The sequence below is a fragment of the Pseudomonas sp. PAMC 26793 genome, from assembly GCF_000313235.1.
Taxonomy (GTDB): domain Bacteria; phylum Pseudomonadota; class Gammaproteobacteria; order Pseudomonadales; family Pseudomonadaceae; genus Aquipseudomonas; species Aquipseudomonas yamanorum.
The window spans coordinates 1-14,314 of the sequence record NZ_AMXG01000027.1; the positions used below are offsets into that span (position 1 = coordinate 1).

Sequence of the window (14,314 nt, forward strand, 5' to 3'; positions counted from 1 at the left end):
GCTAAAGCGGGCACAGTCAAATGTGGGAGCTGGCTTGCCTCGATAGCATCAACTCGGTGTACCTGATGCACCGAGGTGTCTGCATCGCAGGCAAGCCAGCTCCCACAGAAAAGCAGAGCTGCATCCGCTTCAGATTTGGCTTTCGCTCTGGGTCTTGCCTTTGCTTTTAACACTCAAGCCGGCCTGTAGGCCGCTGTGCTCTTGCTTTTGATTTTGATCTGCGGGCCCCGTTAACCACGATGGCCGCAAGTAGGCACGGTGGAGCGGGTAAATCGGCAGGGATGCCGATTTAGCCGCGCCGGGCCAAGGATGGCCCGTCGCGGCGGCCCGCGGAATCGGGCCGGAGTGCGGGCATGCCGAGCCTAAGCGAGGCACCGAGTGGTGGGGCAAAGACCTTTTGGTTACTTTTGGGGCGTTTGCCAAAAGTGACCCGCTGTAAGAGCGGAACCATAAGCCGCCGTTACCGAAGAAACGGATATGTACACAGTAGAGCCAACAAAAAACCTACCCCCCCTCAGGCTCACACCCGATCTTCAAGCCGGTAGCGCAAGAACCGATGCCCCGGAGAAAACAACCGCCGGTAGGTCAGCAACACCGCACCTACCGTGCCCAACGCCGACGACGCAGCGATCAAAAACATAATCACGATCTGATAACGCACCGCGTCCACCGGGCTTTCCCCCGCCAACACCTGGCCAGTCATCATCCCCGGCAAGCTCACAATCCCCACCACCGTCATCTGGTTCAGCGTCGGGATCATCCCCGCCCTGACCGCCTGGCGAATCGCATCCTGCGCCGCCTCCCAGCGTGAACCACCGAGGGCCAGAATCATCTCGATGGTATTGCGACCGGAGGTCAGCTCCTGAGTCATACGCTCAATCCCCAGGGACACCCCGGTAAGCGTATTACCCAGGATCATCCCAAGGATCGGAATCGCATACTGCGGCTCGTACCACGGGTGAATCCGGATAATCGCGAACAGCCCAACAGCCGTCACCAACCACGAACTGCCCCACACCGACACAATGCTGTCGGCCCGCTGGCCGGCATAGGTACGCTTGCCACGCCCGGCCGCCGAGAGCCCGGCGATCAGGGTCATCAGGCACATCAGCGGCAACACCACGTACCAGTAGGCGAACTCGAACACCCAGCCCAGCAGGTAACCAATCGCCAGCAACTGCACCACCGTGCGCACGGCAGCCCAGAACAGCTGGCGCTCCAGGCCCAGGCGCAACAGCAGTGACAGCGCGCCGTTGATCAAAATCAGCGAGGCGGCAATGGCCATGTCCAGTGCCGTGAGGTCGTGGTAATTCATGGCTGCACGGCCCCCGTCAGCACACCGGCGTCCATATGCAGGTGAGTGGTGCTCATGCGCTGTGCCTGCTCAAGGTCATGGGAGACCCAGATATAGGCGTGGTCGTTATCCTCTTCGGCCCAGGCGTTGATCAGCGCCTCGACTTCCCGGGATGACGCCGGGTCGAGCGCGGCGGTGGGTTCGTCCAGCAGCAGCACATCGGGATTGAGTTGCAGGGTACGGATCAGCGACACCACCTGGGACTCACCGCCAGACAAGTCCCCGGCGTTTTTTGCCAGAAAGCCCGGTTCTTTCCCCGCGTGGGCCAGCAGTGCATTGACGGCCTCCGCATCGAAACTGAGGTGGTGCAAGGCCTTGAGGCTGTAGGGGAAACGCAGGTTGTCTTCCACGGTGCCTTCGATCAGCGCCGGGCGTTGGGCGAGGTAGCTGATATGGCTGCGGTACTGCGGGATTTGCGCGTTGGCGATAGGTTGCCCGTTCCAGAGGATGTCCCCGGAGCAAGGTGCATCGAGCAAAGCAAGTGCCCGCAGGAATACGCTTTTGCCAGAGCCGGATGAGCCGGTAATGGAGATGCGGTCGGCACGGTGCAGCTGGAAATCCGTAGGGTGCAGCAGTTGAAGCTGACGGCGCTCGTCCATACGCGTGAGCGCCCGAGTTTCTACTAATACGCTCATGGACTTGATGATCCCTGTTCCTGATTTATGCGCAATGGTAAGACAGGGCACGTCCCCCGTGGCGAGGGAGCTTGCTCCCGCTGGGCTGCGCAGCAGCCCCAAGAAATTAACGGTGTTTTTTCAGGTGTATCACAGTGGCTTTATTGGGGCCGCTTCGCAGCCCAGCGGGAGCAAGCTCCCTCGCCACAACAAGCCCCCTCGCCACAAATGCTTCAGCGCTTGGGCTCAAGCGACACCAGCCGCGGCTTGAGCGATTTCTCCTGCACGTCAAGCAGCGCCAGGGTCACCGGCAACTTGAAGCGCCGCCGCCCTGCACTACCGGGATTGAGAAACAGCCGCTCGCCACGCCACTCAATCAGTGGCTTGTGAGAGTGTCCGGTAATCACCAGCCGGATGCTCGGATCAAGCGACTTCGGCACATCGGCAATGTCATGCACCAGCAGCGCTCGCCAGCCATTCAGCTCGAAATCCAGGCGGTCAGCCAGGTGCTCTGCCCAGGCTGCATCCAGGTCGTTATTACCGCGCACCACATGCAACGGCGCAATCGAGGCCAGCAGCTCAAGAATTTCCGGGCTACCGATATCCCCGGCGTGAACAATCTGCTCGCAGCCTTCCAGAGCCGCCAGGGCCTCGGCGCGGAGCAAGCCGTGGGTATCGGAAATCACACCAACTTTCATGAACGTCTCCTGTGCCAGCCCCGACGCTTAACGCCGGGGCGGCTTGCAATCAATCATTGCACTGCCTATATTTCCCGCCTGGCGCCATCTACGCCACCATCCGCGGAAAGGGCTGCGCCCAAGACCTTGACTGAATATCACACTTCTACGACTCCCAACCTTAAAGCGGACAAGGTTTGTGCAAGGAGATCGTATGTCGCAACCATTCTCGTCCACTAACGGCCGTATCAACCTTGAACAGCAACGCAAGCGCGCCAAGGAGCTGTTGCGCCGCCTGAAAAGCGCCGATGCCGCCGTTACGCCTACCTTATCCGATGCTCAATGGCTGATCGCCAAGGAACTCGGTTTCCCTAGTTGGCCCAAACTCAAAGCACACATAGATGCAGTGGATTTTGCCGCCCGCCATCCGGGTTTCGAGGCCAGCGACGAGGCCCGCACCACCCACTGGCGCTGCGGCAGTGACATTGCCCACAGCCTGGGCGTGGCGGGGTTCAAGGGTCACTTTCGGATGCTGATTGATCCGCTGTGCATGGGCCCGGTCCAGGACCTTCCGGCCGAGCAATACCAGGTCGTTCGCAGCCGCTATATCAGCCAGGTGTTTGCAATGGACGAGGCCGAAGTGTCCCGCCGGCATGCAGACGAATACAAGCATCTTGAGCAACTGGGCAACGCCGGTCATAGCGTGTTGTGGTGTGAGGCGGATGCTTACGACCAATTGTTCCTGATTCGTGCACTGGCGGGGCTTGAGCAATTGCCTGAAAAGCTCGAGCTGATCGAGGTCGACCGCATCCCCGGTGTGCAACGTTTTATCGGCATTGGCCAACTGGCGCCTGAGGTGTTGGCGTGGCTGTGGCCGCAGCGTCGGCGGGTCGATGAGGACATGCTGAAGCTGGCGCGGCAGGCCTGGCTGGCGTACTGCGACAGTTCGCCGATCAAGCTGGCGCAACTGGCCCTGGGCAACCACACAGCCCTGCCCTTCCTGGCCCCGGCGTTGCGCCGACAGTTGCAGGAGTTGCCGGGTGTGCGGGACGGTTTGTCACTGACCGAGCGCCTGTCCCTGCACTACGTGGATGAGGCCGGGCCTGTGCCGTTTGGCAGGGTGTATGCCGAGTTGATGGGCAAGCGCGAACCGCTGCCGTACCTGGGGGACATGATGTTCCATGCGCTGATGCGGCCATTGATTAATGGCGACAATCCGCTGTTGATCGAGTCCGAGACTCAACTGCCGTGGCCTCAACGTTTGTTGGCGTTGACTGCATTGGGTCGTCAGGTTCTGAACGGCAAGGCTTACTGGCCGGACCATGCCAGCCAGGAACGCTGGATCGGTGGCGTCTGTATCCAGCCCGGCCAGCCTCACTGGGTGATTGACGAGGATTTCCTTCCCGTCTGGCGCGGCTAAAAACGCCCAATTCGAGCGATCCCGGTTATATCCATAGCAAAAAACGATAGTGGTATATACCAGATTGCTCCCTCATAAATCGCCCCATCAAAAGACTGCAGGCTGGAGTGGCAAGCGGGGGTGTCCTGGCAGCGTGATTTGCCCAACAGGGTCACCAACTCGCAATCGCTTGAACACAATGTTTACAACCCAACTGTTGCCAGGCCAACAGTTGGGAAAACATATAACTAAAACAGCGGTTTACAGCACATAAAATCATTAAACACAAAACACTTATCGCGTTTAAATATAAAAAACGCCATGAGTGTATTTATGAATTTACGTACTGTCGTGACCCTGAGCCTGTCCCTGTTAGTGGCAAGCCCGGCGGTGTTCGCCGGGGCCACACTGGATGGCATCACACAATCGAAGCAGTTGGTCGGCGTGCTGATGGAGAACTATCCGCCCTTCTCTTTTCTCAATGAACAAAACCAGCTCGACGGCTTCGACGTAGATGTCGCCAAGGCCGTCGCGGACAAGCTCGGCGTCACCTTGAAACTGGAAACGCCGTCCTGGGAAGTGATCGCCGCCGGTCGCTGGCAAGGCCGTTATGACATGTGCATCTGCTCCATGACCCCCAGTGCCGCCCGCGGGCAAGTGTTTAACTTCCCTGTCGAGTATTACGCCTCACCGGCGGTCATCGTGGTCAACGCCGATGAATCTTCCATCCACTCGGCCAGTGACCTTTCCGGGAAAAAAGTCGGCGTGGGAAGTGCCTCGACCTACGAAGCCTACCTGAACAAAGACCTGGTGATTGAAGGCGCCAACACGCCCATCGACTACCCGTTCAGCCAGATTCAAGCCGTGCCTTACGACAATGAAATCGTGGCCTTCCAGGACCTCGCACTGGGCACCGGCAAACGCCTGGATGCAATGCTCACCAACCTGGTGACCGCCAATGAACGGATCAAGCACGACCCACGCTTCAAGGTCGTCGGCAAGCAGCTGTACAGCGAGCCCAACGTGGTCGCCACCGAAAAAGGCGACCCACAGTGGGACGCCAGGCTGACCCAAGTGCTGGCCGACCTGAAAAGCGACGGCACGCTGACGAAGATTTCCCAGAAATGGATCGGCGCAGACATCACCCAATGAGTGTTTTCCCCACCCCGCCCACTGTGGTGAAACCACCGCCCGTCAAACGCCAGTGGCTGTCCTTCCAGGTACGCCTGTGGCTGACCTGGGGCGTGATGCTGTGCCTGTTCGCCGGTTTGTTCATGAGCTTCGATCTGAAGTTTGCGATCGTCGCGGCCAAGTGGCAGAACCTGGTGGGCCTGCACCTGTCGCCCAACGGTTTCCTTCAGGGTGCGGCGCTGACGCTGTTCCTGTGTTTCTGCTCGATCTGGCTGTCCCTGGCGCTGGGCTTTGCGACGGCCCTGGCGCGCTTGTCGAACAGTGCGGTGGCGTTCGGAGTCGCCAGTTTCTACGCTTCGTTCTTTCGCGGCACGCCGCTGCTGATCCAGATTCTGCTTATCTACCTTGGCCTACCGCAACTGGGCGTGGTGCCGGGCGCCATCAGCGCCGGGATCATTGCCCTGTCGTTGAACTATGGGGCCTACCTGAGCGAGATCTTTCGCGCGGGCATCATCGGTGTTTCCCAGGGCCAGCGTAACGCTGCAGCCGCGCTGGGCATGGGCCCCACGGTGACGTTCTGGCAAATCGTGTTGCCCCAGGCGATGCGCACCATCATTCCACCGACCACCAGCCAGTTCATTTCGATGCTCAAGGACTCCTCGCTGGTCTCGGTCATGGGCGTCTGGGAAGTGATGTTCCTCGCGCAGTCCTACGGGCGCTCGTCGTACCGCTACATCGAAATGCTCACCACCGCCGCCGTCATCTACTGGCTGCTGTCCATTGGCCTGGAACTGATTCAGGCCCGCCTGGAGCGGCACTACGGCAAGGCCTACCTTCACGGCCGATAACCTCTTTTATTTGCAGGAAGCATCATGTCTGATCCAACCCCGTTGTTATTCGGCCTGTACGAACAAGCCAGTGTCGGCTGCGGCGGCGCGCCCAGCCTGTGGACCCACCCGGCGGATGAGCGGCTGGGTATCAACACCCTCAAGTACTGGTCGAACCTGGCCCGCACGGCCGATGAAGCCAACCTCGACTTGATGTTCTTCGGTGATGTATTGGGTTTCTACGATGTATTCGGCGGCTCCGAAGCGGCGGCGTTGAAATGGGCGGTGGAAGCGCCAGCCAATGACCCGCTGACCATCATCCCGGCACTGGTGGCGCTGACCGAGAAACTCGCGTTTGGCGTCACGGTCAGCACCACCTACGAACACCCGTTCACCCATGCCCGACGCTTCAGCACCCTGGACCATTTGTCCGATGGGCGTATCGGCTGGAACATCGTCACCTCCTACCTCTCCAGCGCCGCACGCAACTTCGGGCTGGAGCAGATGATCAAGCACGACGACCGCTATGAGCGCGCCGAAGAGTTTCTCGACGTGGTGTACAAGCTCTGGGAAGGCAGTTGGGCGGATGACGCCGTGCTCGCCGACAAACTCGCCCGCTCCTATGCCGATGGCTCGCGCGTACGGCCGATCCAGCATGCCGGCGAACATTACCGCGTGGCCGGCCCGCACCTCACGTCGCCCTCGCCGCAACGTACGCCGCTGCTGATTCAGGCGGGTTGGTCGGGCCGTGGCCGGCAGTTCGCGGCCAAACATGCGGAGCTGGTGTTCATCGCCAAATCCAACCCGCAGGAAATACGCCAGGGGCTCGAAGATATCTGGCGCCAGGCCGAAGCCCGCGGACGCCGGCAACAAGACGTCAAGTCCCTGACCGTGCTGCGCATCGTCACCGCCCCCACCGCCATCGAGGCCCAACAGAAATACGACACCCTGCAAAGCAACTACCACCTGCAAGCGCAGTTGGTGAGCTACGCGGGCGACACCGGCATCGATATCAGCCGCTACGCCGACAATGAAGCGCTGTCCACCCACACCGAAGGCATGACCTCCTATGTGATGAAACCCGATGGCAGCGGCAAACCGTTGACGGCCGGCGAGGTCAGGCAGCGCTTCGCCAACGTGACGCGGGGCAGCGATTTGATCCTGGTGGGCACCCCGGAGCAGGTGGCGGAAAAAATTGAGGAACACGCCAGAATCTCCGGTACCAGCGGCTACATGCTCAACCCGTTGATCAGCCCTGGCTCGCTGAATGACTTTGTCGAGCTGGTGATCCCGGCTCTGCAAAAACGCGGCCTGTATCGCACCACACCACAGACCGGCACCCTGCGTTCCCGCCTCGGCGCCGAGGGCAGTGATCGCCTGCCAGCCTCAGCCTATGGGGCTTCGTTCCGCTTTGAGTAAGGTACTCGTGGGCACCTTGCGCCAAGCCTTGCAGCAGCTGGAAGCCGAAGGCCTGGTGTATCGGGAAAACCGTCGCGGCTGGTTTGTCAGCCCCCGGCGCACCCGCTATGACCCGACACGCATCAGCGGCTTCATGGATCATGTGAGTGCCCAGGGGCGCACGCCCCGTACCGAATGCCGGCAGGCGATGCGTTGTCCATCGTGACGGAGACGCGCTAACCCGGAACGTGAATTTCACACCCGTGAAAGCTTGTGACTTGTTGCCAACAAACCCGCTTTTACCCACTTGCAGCCCCTAGTATCGAGTCCTCGTGCGCCCCTCACATGGACTGAACCGATGATCACCCGCCCCGAAAAATCCACCTCCCCCCGCGTCGATCAAGCCAAAGCGCCCGAGCGCGTTTTCGACGCTGTCCTGAACAAAGCCAAAATCCTTTCCAGCACCGGGCCGGGCGACAAAACCCTTAAGCCCGACGACTACAAGGAAGTCACCGCCCTCACGGCCAAGCTCGACATCGACAAGCTCAAGGTGATCTCCGAAGACAAAGACGCCGAGGTGATCTACTTCGAACAGGACGGCGCCAAATACAAGATCAGCGCCGAGGGTGCGGCCAACGCCCAGGACGGGGTCGACGTGCTGAAAAACCTGCGCTTCGGCCATGCCGTGGCGCCGGTCAACCAGGGCGGGCCCGACGAAGGTACGCCGCTGTACACTTTCCTCCAGACGCTGGCCGAAACCCAGGGCACCCCGGCCGGCAAGGCCATCGTCGAAAGCCTGAAGAACCCCGACCAGCAACTGCTGCGCGAAGACGGCGACGGTGTGCGCCTGGCCAATATCAAGTCGGTGGGCAAGGCCGAAGACGGCATCCTCAAGGTGACCCTGGAAAACAGCAAGACCCTGGTCATCTCCGAATTGCTCACGCCGCAAGCCTTCAGCACCTACACCCAGGCCGGGGTGACCAAGGAGGCGCTGAATGACGGCAAGGCCAAGGGTTATGAAGCCGTCACCAGCCTGCCGGGAGACCTCGATTTCAGTCAGTTGAAGGTGGTGTCCGAAGACAGCAGCGCCGGGGTGATTCTGTTCGAACACCAGGGCCACAAGTACGCGATCAGCAAGTCCGAAGCCGACCTGCCGCAACCCGGCGCCGACCTCAGTAATCCCAACCCCAATGCCGGCGGGCCGCTCTACAACTTCCTCCACGCCGTGCACGCCAGCGAGGGCTCGCAGGCCTTCGACTACATCAAGAACGCCCAGTCCCTGCCCGACCAGGAACTGCTGCGCAAGGACGAAGCCAGCCTGAAGCTGGGGGACATCAGCAAGGTAGACGCGCCCATGGACGGCATCCTCGTAGTCAATCAGGCCGACGGCAAATTGCTGGTGGTGTCCAAGGACATCACCCCTGAAGCCTTCGCCGCCTACACCAGCAAGGGCCAAACCCTGACCGGCATCGAAAAGGCCAAGGGCGACGGCTACACCCTCGCCGCTCCGGACGCGTACCTGCCCTCCACCGAAGACATCATGAGCGTTGGCGGTGCCGGAGATTATGGCCCCGGCCTGATCGCCTTCACCCAGCACAAGCCGGGGGGCAGCGAAGAGAAAATCGTGGTGTCGGAAGACAGCAACCCACAGCTGTTCGAGCAGATTTCCAGTTACCGCAGCGACATCGCCGCGCAGACCACCGACGTCGACAAGCTGCGCACCGACAACGGCCTGCCGCCCCTCAAGGACGTGTCCGTCGACAACCTCACCACCACCGAGAAAGACGAAAGCGGCAACCCGCTGTCGGTGCAGGACCTGTCGATGAAAACCCTGGTGGACAGCTACCGCGCCGGGGTCAAGGACGGCAGCATCGGCAAGGACGACCCGCGCGCCAAGTTCCTGCGGGCGGTGGAAGCCCGAAGCATGGCCGACAATGGCATGTCGATCATCCCCGAGCACGGCTTCGGCAACCAGGGCATCGCCACCACGCCCATCGACGTGACCTCGCGGGACGTGCGCGACAACATCTTCGACACCAAGGCCATCGACCAGACCCTCAACGACCTGCTGGGCGACCCGACCATCCAGCACGACATCAAGGCCAACCACGACGCGGCCCTGGGCAAGGTCGATGGCGGCCAGGCCAAGGTCGACGAGACACGGCAGAAATTGATCGACAGCACCTCCTCGGAGAGTTTCACCCAGTACATCAAGTCCTTGCAGGACAGCGGCAAGACCGAACTGGCCACCCAGGAAATCCAGACCGCCTACACCGCCCTGGCCGATATCGACCCGGCCAAGGCCGACAACTTCCTGCAAAACCTGCAGATCGACGGCTACACCGACGCCGTTGAAAAGCTGATGGACGACCCGACCAAGATCTCCGACGACAACACCGCCCTGGCCACCACCGACAACACTCTGGCGATCCTGTCGATGCTCAAGGGCGGCGCCGACGGGCTGCCGCGCCAGGCGCTGGGGGTGTATTCGAAGTTCGTCGACCAGTTGCTCAAGGATAAAAACGCCGCCGCCGACTTCGGCAAGGCGATGATTTCCCTCGGCGACACCTGGCAGAAAAACGGCGTGATCAGCTTCAGTGATATCGACAAGGCAGTGAGCAAGGAAATCATGCCGGGCCTCAGCGAAGAGAACCGCAGTGCCTTCGTGAAGAACCTCAACTTCCTCAAGGACAACGGCGTACTCGGCTCGGTGGGCGGCGCAATCGGGATGGGCCGGATCGTCTACCAACTCGCAGGCCAGGGCGGCAAGCTCGCCGATACGCCGATGAAGCGCCTGGGCATCGCCAACGACTTCCTTGGCTTCCTCGGCACAGGCTCACACTTCGCCACGCTGGGCTTGAAGGTCTATGACAAGTTGCGCGGCACCAACGCCTACAAACTGATGGGCTTCGACCGTTCCCTGCCCGACCTGTGGGCCAAGCCCGGTGAGGGTTACCACGCGCTGCCCAAGGACGCCGAGGCGGTGCAGAAGAAGTACTTCGACATCGTCGACCAGGCCATGGACGACGGCAAGGACGTGGGCAAGGCCCTCAACAGCGGCGGCTGGAGCGACGAAGGCGCGAAGAAGGTCCAGGAAGGGATCGAAAAAGGCATCGCCAGCCGCGGTGGCGTGGCAGGAGCCGGGTTTGGCGCGAAGTTCGCCAGCAGCGCGATCAAGGTGATCGGCATGGCCACCGACGTGGCGGGCGGCGTGATCAGTGTGGTCCAGGCGGCGTTTACCTTGCGTGACGGCGTGCGCGAGAAAGACCCGGTAAAAATCGCCTCCGGCTCACTGTCCATGGCCGGCGGGGTCAGCAGCCTGGTGGCGGCTGGCGGCGGCGTACTCACCACGCTGGGGGTGACCGGGCGAATCATTCCGTTCCTGGGGCCGGTGGGCTTTTTGATCTCCGGCGCGTTGTCGTTTGTCGGGGCGATCCTGAGCACGGTGCAGTCCCACAAGCTGCACAAGATTTCGATGCAGAACTGGAACCAGATCCAGGACTTCAAGCAGGACGGATTGCTCAAGCCCAACGGGGATGAGGCGTATGTGTGGTTGCAGACGTACCTGTCCGACTGGGGCCAGCGGGATGCGCCGCAGGACCAGAGTATTTTTGATTTCCGCAAGGAAGAGTGGGATGCCCGCTCGAGTATTCGCGGTGGCGACCATCGGCGGGACCATCCGGACTTTATCGGCGACGGAAATAACCGTAACTCAGAGGACTACAAGTACTCGCTGAAGCCGTCGGAATGGACCAATGAAAACCACGACATCATCTGGCGGGTGGGCGACGGTTACGGCGGCCCGTATCACGATGTGGACAAATCCTGAAGCCCTTGTGAGAGCGGGCAAGCCCGCTCTCACAGTAACCCTCCCTCGGCCTACGTTTCAGCCGCGGCGCGCCAGGTAGGCGGCGGCCAATTGAGCATTGCGATAGCCGATGATGCCGTCCTGCCGGCCGTTGTCGTCGATCGAGTCCAGTGCGCGGCTCACATAGGGACGGTTAACGATTTCCCGGGCAAGCAGGGTCATGTTGTCCTGCGCCCAGTTGCCGCTCATCTCGCGCCGCGCCATTTTGAAGATCTGCCCAAGGTCTGCCACACCGTTTCTTTGCGGGTTGCCGAACTCCTTGTAGTTATTGCCAAACGCCAGCGCCACGCTGGAGTCCGACATACTCCTATAAATATTGAGCGGCGAAGAACCGCATGGGTTTGGCCTGCCAGGTTGCGGGCGGCAGGGTTGTGAATAGCAAGGGTCGGGCAGCGGCGGCGGGTATTTGGACAAATTATTCGCAGCGATTCTCGGGTTGCCATTCCCGATTAGCCCGTCACGTTGACCGTGCCCCGTGGTATCCAGTTGCTCCATCACGTGGTCGCGCTTGACCAGTTCCCTGGCCAGCATTGTCAGTTTGTCCTGCTGCGGTTCCCCTGACGGCATCGTACGCTTGGCCATTTCCTGGATTTTGCCCTCTGTTGCATACCACGAAGGCCTGGGCTGGAACGCGCTGTAGTTTTTTCCAAACTCCAACGCGAGGTCGGAATCGGACATCCGTAAATAGGGATTGCCGACCAGCCGCAGGGGGGCCTGCGCAGGCTGGGAGTGCACGTTTTGAGCATGCTGCATGGAGTGCGTATGAGAGATCGCCATGATTGAATTTTCCTGGTCTGTTCGACATACCTGCCCTGCATGCCGTGGGAAAACGGAGTAGCGGCAGGCTGTTGCTCTGTGGCGCAGCGGTCTGCATCGGTTCCAGCGCTGCCCGTCGGCCTCAGATCAACCGCGCCGCCACCAACCAGTCCGCCACCGCCTGGAACGACGCATCCGGTACCGGGTCTCCCGGTACGGTCTTCCTGGCAATCGCCTCCGCCAGGTTGTTGTCCGGTGCCTGCGGGATGCCCAGGTCAAACGCCTCCTGCAACATCCCCAATGCCTCCTCCGGCGAAGCCCGGCACACCACCACCGGCACCGGCGTTTCTCCACGCACATAACGCACGCCAATCACCCAGCCGTCGGTGGTGCCGATCATCATCGATGCCCGGCCCAGCCCCAGCTTGGTGGCCAGCGCCTGCATCTCCTGGCGCTGGCGCCGGCGCTCGCTCTTGATCAGCGGGTCGCCATCAATGTCCTTGCGCTCGCGCTTGGTCTCGCTACGGGTCATTTTCATGTCGCGGCCGAACAGCCAGCGTTGCATCAACACATCCACCCCGCCCACCAGGATAAAAGCCGCCAGTACGGTAAACACCAGCGGCTTGAGCACCAGGAAAAACGTCGATTCAATACACCCCGCGCCACACCGCGACGACTCCATCAACGCCTGCAACGCATGCCGTCCCACCACGTAGAACGCCACGGCCAGCACATGCACCTTGATCAGGCCCTTGATGAACTCCACAAAATTGCGCAAGGCGAACAGCTTCTTGAAGCCTTCCGCCGGGTTGATGCGCTTGAACTCGGGCTTGATCGGCTCCACGGAAAACACAAAGCCGCGCATGGTGATGATATTGGTCAGGATCACCACCCCGGTGGTCACCGCCATCACCGGCAAGGTGATGCCGATCACCAGTTGTTCGGCATGGTCCAATACCCGAGGCCACACCGTGGCGAAGGGTTCGATGTAGATCTGCGCGGTGAGATCGATCAGCGCCGTGACCTGGGCCTGGGCCCGGGGTGCGAGGATGGAAATGCACAGGGTGCAAAACAGGATGACCATGCCCGAGACCAGGTCCTGGCTCTTGGCGACCTGGCCTTTCTTTCGTGCGTCCTTGAGCTTTTTGTCCGTGGCCGGCTGGGATTTTTCTTCGCTGGTATCGCCCATGCGCTACTCCATGCCCGCCAGGGTTTTCAGCAATTCCACGGTGCCGCGAAACTCTGCCAGCTGGTCCAGCATCAAGGGAATCAGGAAGCCGATGTAGATCACCATCAGGATCGAGAAAAACAGGTTTTTAACCGGCAGCGACAAATCGAAAATATGCAGGTTCGGCGCCATCCGCGACAGGTACGCCAGCATCAGGTCAGTGACCAGCAGCGAGATGATCAGCGGTGACACCATCAGCACCCCGACGCGCATGATCTGGTCAAGGATCGACAGCACCGCCAGTAACGCCGAGCTGGCAAACACCGGGGTGAACGCGGTCACCGGCCACAATTGGTAGCTGTGGTAATAGCCGTCGACCATCAGGATAAAACCGCCGGACATGAAAAACAGCGTGATCAACATCACCGTCAGCAAGGTGGACATCACACTCGACTCCCCGGTGGACAACGGGTCCACCAGTTGCGCCATGGTCGAACCGCGCTGCAGGTCGATCAACTCCCCCGCCACTTCCGCCGCCCAGAACGGGATGCCGAACAACAGGCCGATGAGGATGCCGATCAGGAATTCCTTGATCAGCAACCCGGCGATAAACAGGCTGCCGTGGTTGGGCATCGAGGTCATGGCGTCGAACACCGGCATGAACATCGGAATCGAAATCGCCACGGCCACGCAGCCGCGAATCATCCCGGTGAGCCCGAGGCGGTTGAACGCCGGGGTGATCACCACCACCCCCATGGCCCGGCAGGCCGCCAGCGAGGCCGAGCTGATCACCGGGTAGGCGACTTCCAGAAACTGGGCGGTAAGGCTTGCATCCATGGGCGGTCAGCGCGTCCACAACGGGAAGTTGTCCAGCACCTGGCTGCCGAGTTCCGCCACTTGCCCCGCCAGCACCGGGCCGAGGAACACGATGGTCAGCAGCACCGCCACCAGCTTCACCACTTGGGGCAGAGTTTGGTCCTGGATCTGGGTCAACGCCTGGAACAGGCCCACGCTCAAGCCGACGATAATCGCCACTCCCAGCGCCGGCGCGGAAAGCATCAGCACCGTCATCAGTGCCTGTTTCATCAATGACAGGAAAACGTCCTGGCCCATGGATCGTGC

General features: G+C 60.9%; 12 protein-coding genes and 1 pseudogene. 6 read left to right on the forward strand and 7 right to left on the reverse strand.

Annotated elements, in window-relative coordinates; translation table 11 throughout:
* Positions 1-520 precede the first annotated feature (520 nt).
* From fetB to D109_RS0111505, 3 genes are all read right to left on the reverse strand, one after another.
* The gene (gene fetB, locus D109_RS0111495; protein WP_017477015.1) at positions 521-1,315 is read right to left on the reverse strand and encodes an iron export ABC transporter permease subunit FetB; all 795 of its coding nucleotides are present in this window, start codon (positions 1,313-1,315) and stop codon (positions 521-523) included.
* A complete protein-coding gene (locus D109_RS0111500; protein WP_026077899.1) occupies positions 1,312-1,989 on the reverse strand; it encodes an ATP-binding cassette domain-containing protein in 678 nt (225 codons plus the stop codon). Before D109_RS0111500 ends, fetB begins: the two co-directional genes overlap by 4 nt.
* A gap of 212 nt (positions 1,990-2,201) precedes the next feature.
* Complete coding sequence (locus tag D109_RS0111505) at positions 2,202-2,666, reverse strand: metallophosphoesterase family protein (protein WP_017477017.1); 465 nt, start codon at positions 2,664-2,666, stop codon at positions 2,202-2,204.
* A gap of 193 nt (positions 2,667-2,859) precedes the next feature.
* Between D109_RS0111505 and D109_RS0111510 the strand changes: the two genes are divergently transcribed.
* The 6 genes and pseudogenes from D109_RS0111510 to D109_RS0111535 all read left to right on the forward strand — a co-directional run bounded on the left by D109_RS0111510 (position 2,860) and on the right by D109_RS0111535 (position 11,229).
* Positions 2,860-4,065, forward strand: coding sequence for a DUF1835 domain-containing protein (locus D109_RS0111510; RefSeq protein ID WP_017477018.1), 1,206 nt, complete (start codon positions 2,860-2,862; stop codon positions 4,063-4,065).
* A gap of 312 nt (positions 4,066-4,377) precedes the next feature.
* The gene (locus D109_RS0111515; protein WP_017477019.1) at positions 4,378-5,196 is read left to right on the forward strand and encodes an ABC transporter substrate-binding protein; all 819 of its coding nucleotides are present in this window, start codon (positions 4,378-4,380) and stop codon (positions 5,194-5,196) included.
* Complete coding sequence (locus D109_RS0111520) at positions 5,193-6,023, forward strand: amino acid ABC transporter permease (RefSeq protein ID WP_017477020.1); 831 nt, start codon at positions 5,193-5,195, stop codon at positions 6,021-6,023. Before D109_RS0111515 ends, D109_RS0111520 begins: the two co-directional genes overlap by 4 nt.
* A gap of 24 nt (positions 6,024-6,047) precedes the next feature.
* Positions 6,048-7,421, forward strand: coding sequence for an LLM class flavin-dependent oxidoreductase (locus tag D109_RS0111525; RefSeq protein WP_017477021.1), 1,374 nt, complete (start codon positions 6,048-6,050; stop codon positions 7,419-7,421).
* Between the two features lie 13 nt (positions 7,422-7,434).
* A pseudogene (locus D109_RS0111530) lies at positions 7,435-7,614 on the forward strand (GntR family transcriptional regulator); the annotation flags it as partial.
* Between the two features lie 144 nt (positions 7,615-7,758).
* Positions 7,759-11,229, forward strand: a complete 3,471-nt coding sequence (locus D109_RS0111535) for a hypothetical protein (RefSeq protein ID WP_017477023.1) — start codon at positions 7,759-7,761, stop codon at positions 11,227-11,229.
* 57 nt (positions 11,230-11,286) lie between these two features.
* On the opposite strand, the gene D109_RS1000000134005 is transcribed toward D109_RS0111535, so the two are convergent.
* The 4 genes from D109_RS1000000134005 to sctS all read right to left on the reverse strand — a co-directional run bounded on the left by D109_RS1000000134005 (position 11,287) and on the right by sctS (position 14,305).
* Positions 11,287-12,045 carry a hypothetical protein gene (locus D109_RS1000000134005; protein ID WP_152416352.1) on the reverse strand — a complete coding sequence of 253 codons (759 nt, stop codon included), beginning with the start codon at positions 12,043-12,045 and terminating at the stop codon, positions 11,287-11,289.
* A gap of 121 nt (positions 12,046-12,166) precedes the next feature.
* Positions 12,167-13,213: an EscU/YscU/HrcU family type III secretion system export apparatus switch protein gene (locus tag D109_RS0111545; RefSeq protein ID WP_017477025.1), complete on the reverse strand. Its 1,047-nt coding sequence runs from the start codon at positions 13,211-13,213 to the stop codon at positions 12,167-12,169.
* A gap of 3 nt (positions 13,214-13,216) precedes the next feature.
* Positions 13,217-14,029, reverse strand: a complete 813-nt coding sequence (sctT, locus tag D109_RS0111550) for a type III secretion system export apparatus subunit SctT (protein ID WP_003208312.1) — start codon at positions 14,027-14,029, stop codon at positions 13,217-13,219.
* 6 nt (positions 14,030-14,035) lie between these two features.
* A complete protein-coding gene (gene sctS / locus D109_RS0111555; RefSeq protein WP_003208314.1) occupies positions 14,036-14,305 on the reverse strand; it encodes a type III secretion system export apparatus subunit SctS in 270 nt (89 codons plus the stop codon).
* Between the last annotated feature and the right edge of the window lie 9 nt (positions 14,306-14,314).

Excerpts from the sequence above, each read along its gene's own strand:
- D109_RS0111525 (WP_017477021.1), top strand. The coding sequence starts at position 6,048 with ATGTCTGATCCAACCCCGTTGTTATTCGGCCTGTACGAACAAGCCAGT.
- D109_RS0111510 (WP_017477018.1), top strand. The coding sequence starts at position 2,860 with ATGTCGCAACCATTCTCGTCCACTAACGGCCGTATCAACCTTGAACAG.
- D109_RS0111500 (WP_026077899.1), bottom strand. The coding sequence starts at position 1,989 with ATGAGCGTATTAGTAGAAACTCGGGCGCTCACGCGTATGGACGAGCGC.
- D109_RS0111505 (WP_017477017.1), bottom strand. The coding sequence starts at position 2,666 with ATGAAAGTTGGTGTGATTTCCGATACCCACGGCTTGCTCCGCGCCGAG.
- D109_RS0111545 (WP_017477025.1), bottom strand. The coding sequence starts at position 13,213 with ATGGGCGATACCAGCGAAGAAAAATCCCAGCCGGCCACGGACAAAAAG.
- D109_RS0111535 (WP_017477023.1), top strand. The coding sequence starts at position 7,759 with ATGATCACCCGCCCCGAAAAATCCACCTCCCCCCGCGTCGATCAAGCC.
- D109_RS1000000134005 (WP_152416352.1), bottom strand. The coding sequence starts at position 12,045 with ATGGCGATCTCTCATACGCACTCCATGCAGCATGCTCAAAACGTGCAC.
- sctT (WP_003208312.1), bottom strand. The coding sequence starts at position 14,029 with ATGGATGCAAGCCTTACCGCCCAGTTTCTGGAAGTCGCCTACCCGGTG.
- sctS (WP_003208314.1), bottom strand. The coding sequence starts at position 14,305 with ATGGGCCAGGACGTTTTCCTGTCATTGATGAAACAGGCACTGATGACG.
- D109_RS0111520 (WP_017477020.1), top strand. The coding sequence starts at position 5,193 with ATGAGTGTTTTCCCCACCCCGCCCACTGTGGTGAAACCACCGCCCGTC.
- D109_RS0111515 (WP_017477019.1), top strand. The coding sequence starts at position 4,378 with ATGAATTTACGTACTGTCGTGACCCTGAGCCTGTCCCTGTTAGTGGCA.
- fetB (WP_017477015.1), bottom strand. The coding sequence starts at position 1,315 with ATGAATTACCACGACCTCACGGCACTGGACATGGCCATTGCCGCCTCG.